This window comes from Rhizobium ruizarguesonis (genome assembly GCF_012349115.1).
Taxonomy (GTDB): Bacteria; Pseudomonadota; Alphaproteobacteria; order Rhizobiales; family Rhizobiaceae; genus Rhizobium; species Rhizobium ruizarguesonis.
Window position 1 is genome coordinate 17,505 of sequence record NZ_PQIG01000057.1, and the last position, 14,706, is coordinate 32,210.

Annotated in this window: 16 protein-coding genes; 13 read left to right on the top strand and 3 right to left on the bottom strand. The window is 61.3% G+C overall.

What is annotated here, in order from left to right; genetic code table 11:
• The first annotated feature begins 10 nt into the window (after window positions 1-10).
• Window positions 11-412: a pilus protein PilZ gene (locus C3Y91_RS06200; RefSeq protein ID WP_003558031.1), complete on the top strand. Its 402-nt coding sequence runs from the start codon at window positions 11-13 to the stop codon at window positions 410-412.
• Between the two features lie 104 nt (window positions 413-516).
• Entirely contained in the window at window positions 517-1,632 is a 1,116-nt protein-coding gene (locus C3Y91_RS06205; RefSeq protein ID WP_168575154.1) for a pyridoxal phosphate-dependent aminotransferase, read from the top strand.
• 265 nt (window positions 1,633-1,897) lie between these two features.
• Here C3Y91_RS06205 and C3Y91_RS06210 read toward each other — a convergent pair whose 3' ends face one another.
• Window positions 1,898-2,164: an SEL1-like repeat protein gene (locus C3Y91_RS06210; RefSeq protein WP_018071017.1), complete on the bottom strand. Its 267-nt coding sequence runs from the start codon at window positions 2,162-2,164 to the stop codon at window positions 1,898-1,900.
• Window positions 2,165-2,605: 441 nt separating this feature from the next.
• Here C3Y91_RS06210 and C3Y91_RS06215 point away from each other — a divergent pair, with 441 nt between their 5' ends.
• The 3 genes from C3Y91_RS06215 to C3Y91_RS06225 all read left to right on the top strand — a co-directional run bounded on the left by C3Y91_RS06215 (window position 2,606) and on the right by C3Y91_RS06225 (window position 5,076).
• Window positions 2,606-2,944: a DUF2147 domain-containing protein gene (locus tag C3Y91_RS06215; protein WP_024323749.1), complete on the top strand. Its 339-nt coding sequence runs from the start codon at window positions 2,606-2,608 to the stop codon at window positions 2,942-2,944.
• A gap of 275 nt (window positions 2,945-3,219) precedes the next feature.
• Window positions 3,220-3,399: a hypothetical protein gene (locus tag C3Y91_RS06220; protein WP_018071015.1), complete on the top strand. Its 180-nt coding sequence runs from the start codon at window positions 3,220-3,222 to the stop codon at window positions 3,397-3,399.
• A gap of 174 nt (window positions 3,400-3,573) precedes the next feature.
• Window positions 3,574-5,076 carry an AMP nucleosidase gene (locus tag C3Y91_RS06225; RefSeq protein ID WP_130791323.1) on the top strand — a complete coding sequence of 501 codons (1,503 nt, stop codon included), beginning with the start codon at window positions 3,574-3,576 and terminating at the stop codon, window positions 5,074-5,076.
• 46 nt (window positions 5,077-5,122) lie between these two features.
• On the opposite strand, the gene C3Y91_RS06230 is transcribed toward C3Y91_RS06225, so the two are convergent.
• The gene (locus C3Y91_RS06230) at window positions 5,123-5,290 is read right to left on the bottom strand and encodes a hypothetical protein (protein ID WP_018071013.1); all 168 of its coding nucleotides are present in this window, start codon (window positions 5,288-5,290) and stop codon (window positions 5,123-5,125) included.
• 155 nt (window positions 5,291-5,445) lie between these two features.
• Here C3Y91_RS06230 and C3Y91_RS06235 point away from each other — a divergent pair, with 155 nt between their 5' ends.
• From C3Y91_RS06235 to C3Y91_RS06250, 4 genes are read left to right on the top strand one after another with little or no spacing between them, the layout of a single operon-like run.
• A complete protein-coding gene (locus C3Y91_RS06235) occupies window positions 5,446-5,796 on the top strand; it encodes a YciI family protein (protein WP_018071012.1) in 351 nt (116 codons plus the stop codon).
• A gap of 12 nt (window positions 5,797-5,808) precedes the next feature.
• On the top strand, window positions 5,809-6,168 hold the full coding sequence (locus C3Y91_RS06240; RefSeq protein WP_024323748.1) for a YciI family protein: 360 nt from the start codon (window positions 5,809-5,811) through the stop codon (window positions 6,166-6,168).
• Between the two features lie 2 nt (window positions 6,169-6,170).
• On the top strand, window positions 6,171-6,530 hold the full coding sequence (locus C3Y91_RS06245) for a YciI family protein (protein WP_024323747.1): 360 nt from the start codon (window positions 6,171-6,173) through the stop codon (window positions 6,528-6,530).
• Window positions 6,531-6,540: 10 nt separating this feature from the next.
• Complete coding sequence (locus C3Y91_RS06250; protein WP_024323746.1) at window positions 6,541-7,770, top strand: RNA polymerase sigma factor; 1,230 nt, start codon at window positions 6,541-6,543, stop codon at window positions 7,768-7,770.
• Here C3Y91_RS06250 and C3Y91_RS06255 read toward each other — a convergent pair.
• Window positions 7,760-8,728 carry a lysylphosphatidylglycerol synthase domain-containing protein gene (locus C3Y91_RS06255; RefSeq protein WP_168575174.1) on the bottom strand — a complete coding sequence of 323 codons (969 nt, stop codon included), beginning with the start codon at window positions 8,726-8,728 and terminating at the stop codon, window positions 7,760-7,762. The genes C3Y91_RS06250 and C3Y91_RS06255 overlap by 11 nt on opposite strands.
• Before the next feature lie 198 nt (window positions 8,729-8,926).
• Between C3Y91_RS06255 and C3Y91_RS06260 the strand changes: the two genes are divergently transcribed.
• The 4 genes from C3Y91_RS06260 (at window position 8,927) to C3Y91_RS06275 (ending at window position 14,576) form a co-directional block, all read left to right on the top strand.
• Window positions 8,927-10,420 carry an ArnT family glycosyltransferase gene (locus tag C3Y91_RS06260; protein ID WP_024323744.1) on the top strand — a complete coding sequence of 498 codons (1,494 nt, stop codon included), beginning with the start codon at window positions 8,927-8,929 and terminating at the stop codon, window positions 10,418-10,420.
• Window positions 10,421-10,558: 138 nt separating this feature from the next.
• A complete protein-coding gene (locus tag C3Y91_RS06265) occupies window positions 10,559-11,575 on the top strand; it encodes a glycosyltransferase family 2 protein (RefSeq protein ID WP_130688013.1) in 1,017 nt (338 codons plus the stop codon).
• Window positions 11,576-11,587: 12 nt separating this feature from the next.
• A complete protein-coding gene (locus tag C3Y91_RS06270; RefSeq protein WP_018071005.1) occupies window positions 11,588-13,087 on the top strand; it encodes an ArnT family glycosyltransferase in 1,500 nt (499 codons plus the stop codon).
• Between the two features lies 1 nt (window position 13,088).
• The gene (locus C3Y91_RS06275) at window positions 13,089-14,576 is read left to right on the top strand and encodes an ArnT family glycosyltransferase (protein WP_168575155.1); all 1,488 of its coding nucleotides are present in this window, start codon (window positions 13,089-13,091) and stop codon (window positions 14,574-14,576) included.
• Window positions 14,577-14,706 lie beyond the last annotated feature (130 nt).

Sequence of the window (14,706 nt, forward strand, 5' to 3'; positions counted from 1 at the left end):
GAGAATGTGAATGACTATGCTCCGCGCTACACACCTTGCCACGGTCAAGTCCGCTGTCTACGACCTGCGCTGGGAAGAATTCAGCGTCAAACGGCCAGCCCGCATCGTCGCCGTCCGGCCGTGCCTCACAGGCGTCTCCATGCGAAGCGCCGAGATCATCGATATCTCCCAGGGCGGCGCCACCTTCATCGTCTCGACCACAGCCGGTCTGCCGAAGCATTATTATCTCAACATTCTCGGCCTCGCCTATCGCATCGGATGTGCCGAGGTCTATCGCCATAAGGAACGCATCGGGGTGCGGTTCATCAACATCATGGACCCCGAGGTTCTGCGCCGCGTCGTGCGCACCGATTTCCTTGTCGGCAACATGGAAGCAATCGCCGCCCGACGCGCGCCGATCTTCCGCGCGTGAACCGGCCCATAACAGGCTTATTGCAGAAATAATCTTGCTTGCGTTGGCCGTGCCCGGGCCTATTGTTGCGCCGATTGTCAATATGTCCGGGAAACTGCCTTCGCATGTCCGCCTTTTCGCGCTTCACACCTCTTGCCAGCGCCCTGCCCTCAACAGTTCCCTTCGTCGGTCCCGAGGCCATCGAGCGCCAGCGGGGACTTGCCGTTTCGGCGCGCATCGGCGCCAATGAGAACGGCTTCGGCCCCGCGCCTTCCGTGTTTGCCGCGATGCGCGAGGAGGCCGGCAATATCTGGAAATACAATGATCCGGAGAATTTCGCGCTCAGGGAAGCGCTTGCCGCCCATCTCGGCGTCTCGGCCGCCAATATCGCTATCGGCAGCGGCATCGACGAATTGCTCGGCCAGATCGTCCGGCTGGTGATCGAACCGGGGGCGCCCGTCGTCACCTCTCTCGGCGCTTATCCAACCTTCAACTTCCATGTCGCCGGTTTCGGCGGCCGGCTGGTGACCGTTCCCTACGCAAACGACCGCGAGGATCTCGACGGTCTGCTCGATGCCGTAAAGCGCGAGAACGCACCGCTCATCTATTTCGCCAATCCTGACAATCCGATGGGAAGCTGGTGGGATGCCGACAGCATCGTCGCTTTCGCCCGGGCGCTGCCCGAGACGACGCTGATGGTGCTCGACGAGGCCTACAGCGAGACGGGACCGGCAGATTCGCTGCCGTCGATCTCTTCGCTCATCGACCTGCCGAACGTCGTTCGCACCCGCACCTTCTCCAAGGCCTACGGACTTGCCGGCTCGCGCACCGGCTACGCGATCTCGACCGCAGGCACGGCGCAGGCCTTCGACAAGATCCGCAACCATTTCGGCATGAACCGGCTGGCGACGGCAGCAGCGCTCGCGGCGCTGAAGGACCAGGTCTATCTCGTCGAGGTGGTCGGGAAAATCCATGCGGCGCGGGAGCGGATCGGCGCCATCGCCCGGGCGAACGGCCTCGTCCCCCTGCCCTCGGCAACAAATTTCGTGGCGATCGACACAGGGCGCGACGGCACTTATGCGCGGTCGATCGTCGACGGCCTGATAGAGCACGGCGTCTTCATCCGCATGCCTGGTGTGGCGCCCCTCAACCGCTGCATCCGCATCAGCGTCGGGCCGGAGGCGGATATGGCGCTGCTCGAACAGGCTCTGCCGCAGGTTCTGAAAAAGATCGGCCGATAAACGGAAGAACCGCGGCCGGTGGAGGAAATCCGGTCGCGGTTCTCTTCTCCCGGCGTCGGCCCCGTCCAAGGCGCCCCGCCAGCCCCCTCTTTTTGAGGTTGTTATTGCTGTTCTTGTCGAATTCCTGATCGGAGACGGTGTTAGAGCGGTTCAGCTTTTCACGAAAACGCAGAATCGCTCTAACTTTTTGTTTTTACGCGATTCCCGGCAAAAGCGCTTCGCGCTTTGCCCTGGGAAACCGCTTCGCACTTTTCCTGGAATTGCTCTAGTGAACCGTCATCCACTCGCGGGCGGCGCGCAGCGCTGCCACGAGCTGCATCTTGTCCATGGCGGCGGCCACGTCGGCACGAAGCTCGGCGGCGCGATCGTTGCCCTTGATTGCGGCGATGTTCAGCCATTTGTGGGCTGCGACGAGATCGACTTCGCAGCCGCGGCCGGTCGCATACATCAGACCCATTTCACAGAAGACATCGGCGCTGTTGTCGCCACCCATGGTGGCCGTTTCAGCATTGTGCATTTCAAAGCGTGCCATCGGTTTTATCCCTGTTAGCCTGTTTATGACTTACCCTGTTTTACCTCTGGGCCTTGCCGTCTATCGCGGCTTGCGGCCCTTGCGGTCCGGCGGGTTTGCCCCGCTCGTTTGATGGCTTCACTATGCCAAGCGGCCTTCAAAAAACGCCTAAAATGCATGATTAATTCTAGACAAACAAAGTGCAAATGCTTGGTAAATTTGGATTTTTGTTAAACATCAGATTCCTTGCGAATTAAGGATTTTCGCTCGAAGTTTACGAAAGATTCAGATTTGAAAATAAACGGATCATTCATCATGAAATCAGCAGGCGATATCTTTACAAGCTCGCCGCATGGCTTTTTTCTCCCCTTTCACCCGATCCGCAGAACAGCGATCGGCTTATTTACCTTTACGTTCGCGTCAGTTATTTTCGCGACGATCAAGGCCATCATGGAGGAAAAGATGATCCGCAGCTTCGTTCTCGCCAGCATTATTGCAGTGATCGCGGGTATCGCGCATGCCGAGGAGCCGATCGTCGGCAACTGGAAGACGGCCGCCGGCGATACGGCGGTGATCGCATCCTGCGGCGGCAGTTATTGCGTGACGCTGAAGACCGGCAAATATGCCGGCCGAAAGATCGGCACGCTTGCGGGAACCGGCGGCAGCTATGCCGGTGAGATCACCGACCCGGCCGCCGAGAAGACCTATAGCGGCGCAGGCAAGGTTTCCGGCAATTCGCTGAGGATGCAGGGCTGTGTGATGAAGGTCCTCTGCAAGTCGCAGACCTGGACGCGGCTCTGAGGCCATAGGGCGCCTGCGCAACGATCTCAAATGCAGAAGCATGCCGACGACGCGGCGGCATGCTTCGAAGCCCCTTGCGGCCACTCCTCCGCTACGCCATCCGGCGAAGTCGAATGGTGTCGAACTCCCCCGGCGAACCATTCCTCATCCTCTTCGCAACCTGGCCGAGCCTGTCCGGCAAGCTGAACGGCGGATGAACCGGTATCTCAGCACTCGTTCAGCCGTCGCATGCCAAAACTCTTCTCACGATAGAGTTGCGTATCGGGGACAAGGGGATGAACATCTATATTCTGGCAAGACGCTTTAGCATCATCACGCTGTTTGCGGCGATCTTCGCGATCACGTTTTCGGCAGTCGTGGTGCATAATGGCGGCGGCGGCGCACAGTCGCATTTCGGGGCAAGCTACACCTGCCTGGAGAGAAACGGTACCTTCTGCGCGCCTACGGTGCGGTGACTAAAGCGCATCGTGCGATGCGCTTTAAGTCTTTGGTTTATGCATGTCGTTATCCCAAAACGGCTGCGCACTTTTGGGCGACAGGCATTCGCACCAGACAGGCAAGAGGATAAAAAATCGGAATCCGCCGGCGCGCGTCGTTTGCTTGTCAAAAACAACTCTCTATAATGCGTCATGAACAAACGAATCTCCCCTTTGTCGCCCCTCGACATATCCTCTCCACCACCTTTCCAGCCGCAGAGCTTTGATGATCCCGCCAAGGCCGTCGAGACGCTGACGGCGCTTTACGAGCGCAATACCGCGTTCCTCATCCAGAGCTTCGCCGAACTTGCGCAGGGCGCTCCGATCTCCTCCCGCTACCGCGCTTTCTATCCGCAGGTCAGCATCGAGACGACAAGTTTCGGCCATGTCGATTCGCGGCTTTCCTATGGTCATGTCACGGCACCCGGCATCTATACGACGACTGTCACCCGTCCGAAGCTCTTCAAGCATTACCTGAACGAGCAGCTGGCGCTCTTGATGAAGAGCCATAATATTCCTGTCATCGTCTCGGAATCGACGACGCCGATCCCCTTGCACTTCGCCTTTGGCGAAGGTGCTCATGTGGAAGCATCGACCAACGCATTCGTCGACATTCCGATGCGCGATATCTTCGACACGCCCGACCTCAACACCACCGACGACGAGATCGCCAATGGCGAATATATCCCGCCGCCGGGAGAGCCCTCGCCGCTCGCGCCGTTCACCGCGCAACGCATCGACTATTCGCTCGCCCGATTGTCGCATTATACGGCGACGCATGCCGAGCATTTCCAGAATTTCGTGCTGTTTACGAACTACCAGTTCTATATCGACGAATTCTGCAGCTGGGCGCGCAAGCTGATGGCGGAGGACAGCGACGGCTATACCGCCTTCGTCGAGCCCGGCAATGTCGTCACCCTTCCCGGCTCGAACGCGCCGGAAACGGATGCTGCCCTCGCCCGCCTGCCGCAGATGCCGGCCTATCATCTGAAGAAGAAGGGCCATGCCGGGATCACCATGATCAATATCGGCGTCGGCCCCTCCAACGCCAAGACGATCACCGACCACGTCGCGGTTCTGCGCCCGCATGCCTGGCTGATGCTCGGCCACTGCGCCGGTCTTCGCAACAGTCAGCGGCTCGGTGATTATGTTCTCGCCCATGCCTATATGCGCGAGGATCATGTTCTCGACGACGACCTGCCGATCTGGGTGCCGATCCCGGCGCTGGCCGAAGTGCAGGTGGCGCTGGAAGCCGCCGTTGCCGAAATCACCGGCTATGAGGGTTTCGAGCTGAAGCGCATCATGCGCACCGGAACCGTCGGCACGATCGATAATCGCAACTGGGAACTGCGCGACCAGCGCGGGCCGGTGAAGCGGCTCTCCCAGGCGCGCGCAATCGCGCTCGACATGGAATCGGCAACGATTGCCGCCAACGGCTTCCGCTTCCGCGTGCCCTATGGCACGCTGCTCTGCGTCTCCGACAAGCCGCTGCACGGCGAATTGAAACTGCCGGGCATGGCGACGGCCTTCTACCGCACGCAGGTCAACCAGCATCTGCAGATCGGCATCCGCGCCGTCCAGAAGCTTGCCGCCATGCCGAAGGAAGCGCTGCATTCACGCAAGCTGCGCAGCTTCTTCGAAACGGCGTTTCAATAAGATATCAGGCGCGGCCCGGCCTTGTCCGCCCGGCCGCGCACTGTTCTCAAGCGCTTGCGGCAAGCTGCAGCGCTTCGATCAGGCCCGCAAACGCCGCCAGCACGATCACAGTCCTCACCAGTACCTTTATCACCTCGGCATTCTCAACCGGCGGCATCGTGCGTGCGCCCCGTGTGACGATCAGATGTGCTATTCCGATTTCAAACATGCTCATTGCTCCATCTCCTCGATGTTGTCAGATGAAGCCTTGTCGAGCGCTGCCTCGGCCTTTCGACATTGCGATCGACGAAAAGATATTTTTCTTCCCTGTCGAAAAGCGCCTAGGCTGTTCGTCCAAGGGCTGTGAAAGCACAGCACGGAGGACAAGGAATGAAATATCTTTGCCAGGTCTGGTTCGACGGCACGGTGCTGTCGGCCATGTCGCAGGAAGAGAAGAACAAGCTCGATCGGGATTCGCTCGCCTATGACCGCGATCTTGCCGACAGCGGTCATATGATCGTTGCCCAGGCGCTGCAGGCGCCGCAATCGGCGGTCACGGTTCGTGTGCGCGGTGGCGAGATGTCGGTCACCGACGGTCCCTTTATCGAGACGAAGGAGGCGCTTGGCGGCTTCATTCTGATCGACGCCAAGGACCTCAATGACGCGATCCGCGTTGCGGCCGGCATTCCGCTAGCAAAGCTTGGCGCGATCGAGGTTCGCCCCATCCATGAATTCGGCTGAGGAGGTGACGCCATGAAGTTTCTGGGCCAGATCTGGTTCGATACCGAAAAGAGCAAGCGGGTTACGCCAGAGGAATGGGAGGCCGTCACCCAAGAATGCATCGTCAGCGACGACAGCTGGCGCGAAAGCGGCCATATGTTGAGCGCGCTGGCGCTCTACGAGCCGGAGCAGGCCGTGACGCTCAGGGTTCGCAATAGCACCGTTGCCGCGACGGACGGTCCTTTCGCCGAAATCAAGGAGCACCTCGGCGGCTTCGTTGTGATCGAGGCCAGGGATATGGAGGAAGCGAAGGCGATCATTTCCACCTTCCCGATCCTCAAATATGCATCGATCGAAATCCGGCCCGCCTATTCGATCAAGGATGGGAGATAGCCATGCGCTTCGTCTGCCTCATCTATAATTCCGCCGATACGGACGGCACACTCAGCCAGGTCGAGGGCGATGAGCTTGTCAGGGCGCATTTCCAGTATGACGAGGAACTTCAGCGCAAAGGCATCATGATCCATTCCGATGCATTGGAAGGTCCTGACTGTGCCTCTGTGTTGAGGGTGCGCGATGGCACTCTGTCTTCGACCGACGGCCCCTATGTCGAGACCAAGGAGCATCTGGCCGGCATCTACATCATCGAGGCGGCCGATCTGGAAGATGCACGCAAGGTCGTCGCGGGCATTCCGAGCGTCCGGGTCGGGTCGGTCGAATTGCGCCCGGTGAGACTGCTCACCCTGCCGCAATGAGGGTCCACCGTTGGAACAGGTGATCGAGGATATCTACCGACAACATTCGCGCCGGGTTCTGGCGACGCTGATCCGCCTGCTCGGCGATTTCGACCGGGCAGAGGAAGCGCTGCACGATGCCTTTGCGGCGGCGGCGCGGACATGGCCGGTTGACGGCATGCCCAACAATCCCGTCGCCTGGCTGGTTTCGACCGGCCGCTTCAAGGCGATCGACCACCTCAGGCGGCGCGCGCGCTTCAACGCCTCGCTGCAGCATATCGAGGACGGCCTTTACCCTGATGGCACAGAAGCGGAGATCGGCGACATGGAACCGATCGAGGACGACATGCTGCGGCTGATCTTCATCTGCTGCCATCCGGCTCTTGCCGCCGATGCACAGACCGCGATGGCGCTGCGCGAGGTCTGCGGATTGACGACGGAAGAGATTGCCCATGCCTTCCTGGTGCCGGCGCCGACCGTCGCGCAGCGCATCGTGCGCGCCAAGAACCGCATCAGGACGGAGAATATCCCTTATGAAGTGCCTGTCGGGGCGGAGCTTCCGGAGCGTCTCGACCGGGTGCTGCACGTCATCTACCTCGTCTTCAACGAGGGCTATTCGGCATCCTCAGGCAGCACGATCGTCCGCGCCGACCTGACAGCCGAGGCGATCCGGCTAGCGCGGCTGCTGGCAACCCTGCTGCCGCATCCGGATGTCGCAGGCCTGCTGTCACTGCTGCTCCTGCAGGAGTCGCGCCGTGCTGCCCGGCAGGATGTCGATGGCGCGCTGGTGCTGCTTGCCGATCAGGATCGCTCGCGCTGGGACCGAAGCAAGATTTCAGAAGGGCTTTCGCTGCTCGCAAGCGCCCTGCGCGCGCCTGATATCGGCATCTATACGGTCCAGGCGGCGATCGCGGCGGAACACGCGAAGACCGGCAGCACCGAGGAAACGGACTGGCGGCGCATCGCCTTCTATTACGACCTGCTGATTGCCGCCCACCCCTCAGCAATTGCCGAGCTCAACCGCGCCGTGGCAATCGCCATGTCCGAGGGGCCGGGAAAAGGACTGGCGCTTGTCGACGCCATTCTCGGCAAGGGGGAACTGACGACCTATCACCTCGCCCATTCGGCGCGGGCGGATTTTCTGCGCCGGCTCGGACGCCGGGCCGAGGCGATTCAAGCTTATGAGACGGCGCTGACATTCTGCCGGCAGGAGCCGGAACAGGTCTTTTTGCGCAAGCGCATTCTGGAGCTTACAACCTAGCCTTGCCGCCACGTCCGAGCGGCAGTGAAATCGCAGTTCCGGTCAGCGCCGAGACGATGATCAGCAGGTGGGCATTGACGCTCGCCTGCGCCAGCGCGGCCAGAGCCAGCCGCTCGCTTGAGGCGCCCAAGGCGATGGCGCCCGCGGTGATGCCGGCCGGATAGGTGCCGACGCCGCCCGGCGCATGCATCGGCAGCACGGAGGAGAGCTCACCGCCGAGCGCGCCGCCGAAGCTTGCCGCCATCGGCAGCACGCCCATCAGGCCGAGCGCCCATGCCAGCACCATCACCTTCACCAGCCAGTTGACGATGGTCATCGCCCAGGCGCGCGCGAAGGCGATGGCATCGAGCGGCAAGCCGTTTTCGATCTCGGCGACGAATTTCTGCGCTTTCTTCGGCAGCAGCTTCGCGGCAAGGCGCAGCAGCGGCTTGCGGGCAGCGAAAGCTGCGACCGGCAGCAGCAGGAAGGCTGTCCAGAGCGACCAGGCAACAGCCGCATCGGCTGAAGCGACGGCAAAGCCGATGCCGGCAGCGGCCAGGAGGGCGTGCAGGTCGAGCAGCCGCATGACGAAGAGCGCCGAGGTTCCGCGCGTCAGCGGAATGCCGAATTCGGTGCGCATCAGCAACGGAAAGCTGGTCTCGCCGGTGCGGAAGGGCAGCATGATGTTCAGCAGGTTGTGGATCTGCGTGACGCGGAAGAGGACCGCGAACCGGCCAGCCGTCTCGTTCGGAAAATAGTCATAGATGCGCCAGGTGCGGAGGAAATAGGTGCTCGTCAGCAGCACAAGTGCGCCGATGACGGGACCTGCGCCGACATCGGCCCACTGCCTGATGATGACAGGCCAACCCCAGAACCATTGGATGAAGAGGCCATAGGCTGCGACGATGACGACCGTCAGAACGGTCATGCGATTGCGCATAAACCAGGATTGCCGGCTTTCAACGATCGAACTCTTCATGTAGTAGGCATTCCTCGCTTGGGTCGGCATGGGCCTGGTCCCGTCGCCAAGCCTTTTAAGAGACCAGGCCTTTTAAGAGAAATGAAGGTTGCGCACAACGGCGGAGTGATGGCGATGGCGGTGAAAACGCTTCCACGCCGACGATCGGAGCGGCCGACCGGTAAATGATGGCGCCTTGCCGGCTTGACGTGGAGATCGATGTTGGAGCGGATTACCAGAAGCGTTACGAGCGCAAGCATTTTTCTGGCAGGCTATTTCCTGCTGAACATCGCGCTGCGCATCGCCTTGCCGCATACGCTCGATCTCGACGAGGCGGAGCAATCCTTCTACTCGCAATACCTGCTTGCCGGCTACGGCCCGCAGCCGCCCTTCTACAACTGGATCCAATATGCCATCGTTTCGGTGACCGGCATATCGATGTGGGTGCTCTCGGTGCCCAAGAACATCATTCTCTTCGGCTGCTATCTTTTCTACGGGCTTGCTGCCCGCGAGGTGCTGAAGAGCCGTTCGCTCGCTGCCGTCGCCATGCTCAGCCTGATTACTCTGCCGCAGGTCGGCCTGATGGCGCAGCGCGAATTGACCCATACCGTCGCCCTGCTGTTTGCGACCTCGCTCTTCCTCTTCGGTTTTTTCCGCACGCTGCGCCAGCCGACGATCGGGAGCTACCTCATCATCGGCATCGCCACCGGCATCGGGCTCATCTCGAAATACAATTTCGCCATCCTGCCGGCGGCCGCCCTCATCGCCGTGCTGCCGGACCGGGAATGGCGCAGCCGTCTCATCGACTGGCGTTTGCTGCCGGCGATCGCACTCGCCATTCTGATCGTGCTGCCGCATGCGCTCTGGCTGCCTGACAATCTCGCCAGCGCCTCTGCGCCGACACTCGAGCGGATGACCGCCGAAGACCTGGCTCCCGCCGGCCTTCCCCGCATCGGGCAAGGCTTGCTGTCTCTCGTCATCGCCGTCCTCGGCTTCGTGGCATTGCCGGTCGTTGTCGTCGCAGCCGTCTTCCGGCGCGACTTCTTTCGCGCGCTCTCCTCTTCCAACCCGATGGTCCGGGTGATCGAGCGAATGATGATCATCAGCCTGATCGCATTCGTCGGCGTGGTCCTCTTCGCCGGCGCGAGCGACATCCACGAGCGCTGGCTCGACCCGTGTCTGCTCGTCCTGCCGATCTATCTGTTCCTGAAACTGGAAACTGCTGGTCTTGATCTTTCCGCCGGTCTTGCCCGCTTCCGGCCCGTGGTGCCGGTCTTCATGATCGTCATCCTGTCGATCCTTCTCTTCCGGATCGTCGGCATTCAATACATCGGCACTTATACGAGAACGAACGTACCCTTTTCCGGCTACGTGGCTGAATTGACAGCGACCCGCAGGCCGGTTCTCATCGTCGCGGGAACCAAGTTCGTGGCCGGCAATCTGAGGCTGGAGTTTCCCGATGTTCCCGTCGTGATACCGTTCTTCCCGGGTCCTGGGGTTCCCGAATATGCGGCTGCGAAGGGGCCCGTGCTCGTCATCTGGCGCGGCGAGACTGCAGATGACCCAACAATTTCCCCCAGCTTCGCCAACGATCTCGTCAAATCGGGCATTCATCTGCAGGAGTTGAACACGCTGACGCTGCCTTATCTCTTCGGTGACGGCAAACGTAGCTTCTCCATTGGTTACTCCTGGGTGGAGGGCGGCGCGAAATAGCGCCCGGTCTGCCCAGCCGATTGCGGGGAAACCGGCATTGCCCGCTGGCAACGGGCGGACACTTCATGTAGTAGCCTTCCGCAAGTGCGGCGACAGCAGTAAAGCTTGCTCGGCCGTCCGGCCTTTTGGAGATGAAAGTTGCAGACAACGGTAGAGCCCATTCGCGGTACGAATGACCCGGTACAATCGCTCGAGCTGTCGCTGGTCGTGCCCATTTTCAACGAAGAGGAAAGCGTCGGCCCGCTTATCGAGCGTGTCGTGGCTGCGATGGCCGCCTACCCCCATCGCTGGGAGCTGATCCTTGTCGATGACGGCAGCACTGATGCGACGCTGGTCAACGCCCGCAAGTACGTCGGTCTTGAGGGGCTGGCGCTCAGGATCGTCGAACTCCAGCGCAACTTTGGCCAGACTGCCGCCATGCAGGCCGGCATCGACACCGCCCGGGGCCGTCTGATCGCGACGATGGACGGCGACTTGCAGAACGACCCGAAGGACATTCCTTCGATGGTCTCCGAGCTGGAACGGCGTGAACTCGACCTCTTGGTCGGCTGGCGCAAGAACCGCAAGGACGGTCTGTTCTTGCGCAAAATCCCCTCCTGGTGCGCCAACTACCTGATTGGCCGCATCACCGGCGTCAAGCTGCATGATTACGGCTGCAGCCTGAAGATCTACCGTGCTTCGATCATCAAGCAGGTGAAGTTGATGGGCGAAATGCACCGCTTCATCCCGGCCTGGGTCGCCGGTGTCGTGCCGAGCTCGCGCATCGGCGAGATGGCCGTCACCCACCATGCCCGCGAGCACGGTGTTTCGAAATACGGTATTTCGCGCACCTTCCGCGTCATCCTCGATCTGCTGTCGGTGATGTTCTTCATGCGCTACAAGGCGCGGCCGGGGCATTTCTTCGGTTCGCTCGGCCTCGGCCTCGGCGCGCTCGCCATGCTGATCCTGCTCTATCTCAGCTTCGACAAGTTCATCTTGGGCAACGATATCGGCACGCGCCCAATGCTGATGGTCGGCGTCGTGCTGCTGCTGTCGTCGGTGCAGATGATCACCACCGGCATCCTGGCGGAAATGATTGCGCGCACCTATTACCGCGACGACGCCTCTCCGAACTACATCGTGCGGCAGATCTTCGACGATCAAAGCCAAGCCTAAGCCGGCAGCACGATGCTGGAGCGCGCGACGAGTACGATCAGAACCGCGGGCCTGCTGCTTGCGGCCTATTTCGTGCTCAACATCGCGCTGCGCATCGCGCTTCCGCATTCGCTGGAGCTCGATGAAGCCGAGCAGTCTTTCTTCTCGCAATATCTGCTGGCGGGCTACGGCCCGCAGCCGCCCTTCTACAACTGGATGCAATATGCCGTCGTTTCGGTGACGGGCATGTCGATCGGCGCGCTGATCGTTCCGAAGAACATCCTGCTGTTCCTATCCTATCTCTTCTACGGCCTTGCCGGGCGACGCGCGCTGAAGGACGAGGCGCCTGCCGCCGTCGGCATGCTGGCGCTGATCACCCTGCCCCAGGTCTCCTACATGGCCCAGCAGGACCTGACCCACACGACGGCGCTGCTCTTTGCCAGCTCGCTGTTTCTCTACGGCTTCTTCCGCACCCTCGACCGGCCTGATATGGCGAGCTATCTCCTGCTCGGGCTTGCGACCGGCATCGGGCTGATCTCGAAATATAATTTCGCGCTGATGCCTGTCGTCTCCTTGATCGCCATCCTGCCCGATGCCGAATGGCGGCGCAGGGCGTGCGACTGGCGCATGCTGGCCGCGATCACTGTCGCGCTCGTCATCGTCCTGCCGCACGCGATCTGGCTGCAGGGCAATCTCGGATTCGCCTCTTCCGACACTCTGGTCAAGATGGCTGCCGGCAGTGAACCGGCCGGCGCCGTGCGGATCGGCAAAGGCCTTCTCGCCTTTCTCGTCGCCATCATCGCCTTTGCAGCGCTGCCGGTCGTGATCTTCGCCGCCACCTTCCGCCGGGATTTTGTCCGGGCGCTTTCGGCGGGCAATCGCTGGACTGGGATGATGGAGCGGATGATGCTCGCAAGCCTCGCCGGCATCGTTCTGATCGTGTTGTTCACCGGCTCCACCACGGTTCGCGAGCGCTGGCTGGACCCGTTCCTGCTGGTGCTGCCGATCTATTTCCTGGCGAAAATGCAGGCGGCCGGGCTCGACCTTTCCGCCGGGCTGCGCCGCCTCCGGCAGGTCGCGCCGGTGCTGATGGCCTGCGTGCTGATCGCACTCGGCTTTCGTGTCGTCGGCGCTGGGCTGATTGGCGCCTACAGCAGGCCGAATGTACCGATGGCCGGTTTTTCGCGCGAGATGACGCGACAGGCGCAACCGGCGCTGGTGATCGCCTCCGACACCTATATCGGCGGAAACATGCGGTTGCAATTTCCCGATGTGCCCGTCGTGATCCCGGATTTTCCGACACCCGGCATTCCGGCCTATGCCGAGGCCAAGGGGCCGGTGCTGATCGTCTGGCGCGGCAAGAAGACGGCGACGGCTGCGGATGCGGTCATGCCGGAGCGGTTCTCATCAGCGCTGACGGCGGCCGGCATCGCGCTGCAGGAGATCGGCTCGCTCTCGCTTCCCTATTATTTCGGCCGCCAAGGCGATAATTTCGCGCTCGGCTACGCCTGGGTTCGGCCGGAGACCAGATAGAATGACCGAGACCAACCGTCGTGACATCAGTTGGATTTTCGTTCTGCTGGCCGCCTATTTCGTGCTTCAGGTCGGCGTGCGGCTCGCAACCTCGCATTCGCTCGATCTCGACGAGGCCGAACAGGCCTTCCGCTCGCAATGGCTTGCCGCCGGCTACGGCCCGCAGCCGCCCTTCTACAATTGGCTGCAATACACCGTCTTCCAGTTTGCCGGCGTCTCGCTTACCGCCCTTTCTATCGTGAAGAACCTTCTGCTCTTCATCTCTTACGTGCTGTATGGCCTGACCGCGCGACTCGTGCTGCGCGACAAGGCGCTGGTGGCGATCGCCACATTCGGGCTGCTAACCATCCCTCAGATGGCTTTCGAGATGCAACGCGACCTGACGCACACGGTCGCGGTGTTCTTCTCGGCCAGCATCTTCTTCTACGGCTTCATTCGCACCCTGAAGCAGCCGAGCCTGGGCTCCTATCTCATCGCCGGCATCGGCATCGGTTTCGGCCTGCTTGCCAAATATAATTTTGCGATCCTGCCGGCGGCAGCCCTGATTGCCGCGCTTTCGGATGCGCGCCTGCGGCCGCGGATCTTCGACTGGCGGCTGGTGCTAACGGCGGCAGTGGCGCTCATCATCATCCTGCCGCATCTCTTCTGGCTGAAGGACAATCTCGATTTCGCCACCGCACGCACCCTGGAGAAGATGACCGCGAGCCGCCATGCGAGCTACCTCACACAGGTCGCCATGGGCGTCAGTTCGCTGGCTCTCGCCATCATCAGCTTTGCCGGATTGACCGTGGCGGTGTTCGCGGTCGTCTTCGGCAGGAGCCTTCGTCCGGCACTGGCTGCCGGTTCGGAATGGACGCGGCTGCTCGAGCGGATGATGCTCGTCTTCCTGGCCGGCATTCTGCTTCTCATCGTCTTCGGCGGTGCAGCCGGCATCAAGGATCGCTGGCTGGTGCCAATGCTCTTCATCCTGCCGCTCTATTTCTGCCTGAAGATCGAGGCCGCAGGCGTCGCGACAGACAGGGCGTTCCGGCGTTTCATACCCATCGTCGCCGTCATCATGATCGGCGTGCCGGCCACCCTTTACGGCAGTGTCGCGGCCGCACGCTTCACCGGCCATTACGAACGGCTGAACAGGCCTTATGCCGGCATGCTGGACATCCTGCGCAAACAGGCCGAACCGGCGGCGATCCTTGCCGGGGACAGCCTGCTCGCCGGTAATCTCAGGCAGGATATTCCCGGCGTGCCGGTCCTCTCGGTGGATTATCCCGGCTTCAACCCGGATCTCTCCAGTCGGCGGCCACTTCTCCTGGTGTGGCTCCTCCCGCAGAAGGGGGGAAGCGAAGCGCTTCCGCCTGATATGGCTGAATGGCTGCAGGCCAATCTCGGCGCGTCCGCACCGCAGGCGTCGGTGATCGACGTGCCTTATTTCTATGGGCGCGGCGACGACCGCTATCGTTTCGGCTATGCCTGGGTCAACCAGCCGGGCTGAGCGGCATCAGGATTTCAGTTCCTTCCAGGCCAAATCCAACGCCAGTTTCGTGATACTTGCTATTTCAATCACTTCAGTGTCGCTGATGGCCAACTACGGCGAGGCCAGCACGCGATTGCGGGTTGCTCTA

Excerpts from the sequence above, each read along its gene's own strand:
- C3Y91_RS06235 (WP_018071012.1), top strand. The coding sequence starts at position 5,446 with ATGAAATATCTTTGCCAGGTCTGGTTCGACGGCACGGTGCTGTCGGCC.
- C3Y91_RS06245 (WP_024323747.1), top strand. The coding sequence starts at position 6,171 with ATGCGCTTCGTCTGCCTCATCTATAATTCCGCCGATACGGACGGCACA.
- C3Y91_RS06230 (WP_018071013.1), bottom strand. The coding sequence starts at position 5,290 with ATGAGCATGTTTGAAATCGGAATAGCACATCTGATCGTCACACGGGGC.
- C3Y91_RS06240 (WP_024323748.1), top strand. The coding sequence starts at position 5,809 with ATGAAGTTTCTGGGCCAGATCTGGTTCGATACCGAAAAGAGCAAGCGG.
- C3Y91_RS06200 (WP_003558031.1), top strand. The coding sequence starts at position 11 with ATGACTATGCTCCGCGCTACACACCTTGCCACGGTCAAGTCCGCTGTC.
- C3Y91_RS06210 (WP_018071017.1), bottom strand. The coding sequence starts at position 2,164 with ATGGCACGCTTTGAAATGCACAATGCTGAAACGGCCACCATGGGTGGC.
- C3Y91_RS06255 (WP_168575174.1), bottom strand. The coding sequence starts at position 8,728 with ATGAAGAGTTCGATCGTTGAAAGCCGGCAATCCTGGTTTATGCGCAAT.
- C3Y91_RS06225 (WP_130791323.1), top strand. The coding sequence starts at position 3,574 with ATGAACAAACGAATCTCCCCTTTGTCGCCCCTCGACATATCCTCTCCA.
- C3Y91_RS06205 (WP_168575154.1), top strand. The coding sequence starts at position 517 with ATGTCCGCCTTTTCGCGCTTCACACCTCTTGCCAGCGCCCTGCCCTCA.
- C3Y91_RS06275 (WP_168575155.1), top strand. The coding sequence starts at position 13,089 with ATGACCGAGACCAACCGTCGTGACATCAGTTGGATTTTCGTTCTGCTG.
- C3Y91_RS06260 (WP_024323744.1), top strand. The coding sequence starts at position 8,927 with ATGTTGGAGCGGATTACCAGAAGCGTTACGAGCGCAAGCATTTTTCTG.
- C3Y91_RS06270 (WP_018071005.1), top strand. The coding sequence starts at position 11,588 with ATGCTGGAGCGCGCGACGAGTACGATCAGAACCGCGGGCCTGCTGCTT.
- C3Y91_RS06215 (WP_024323749.1), top strand. The coding sequence starts at position 2,606 with ATGATCCGCAGCTTCGTTCTCGCCAGCATTATTGCAGTGATCGCGGGT.
- C3Y91_RS06220 (WP_018071015.1), top strand. The coding sequence starts at position 3,220 with ATGAACATCTATATTCTGGCAAGACGCTTTAGCATCATCACGCTGTTT.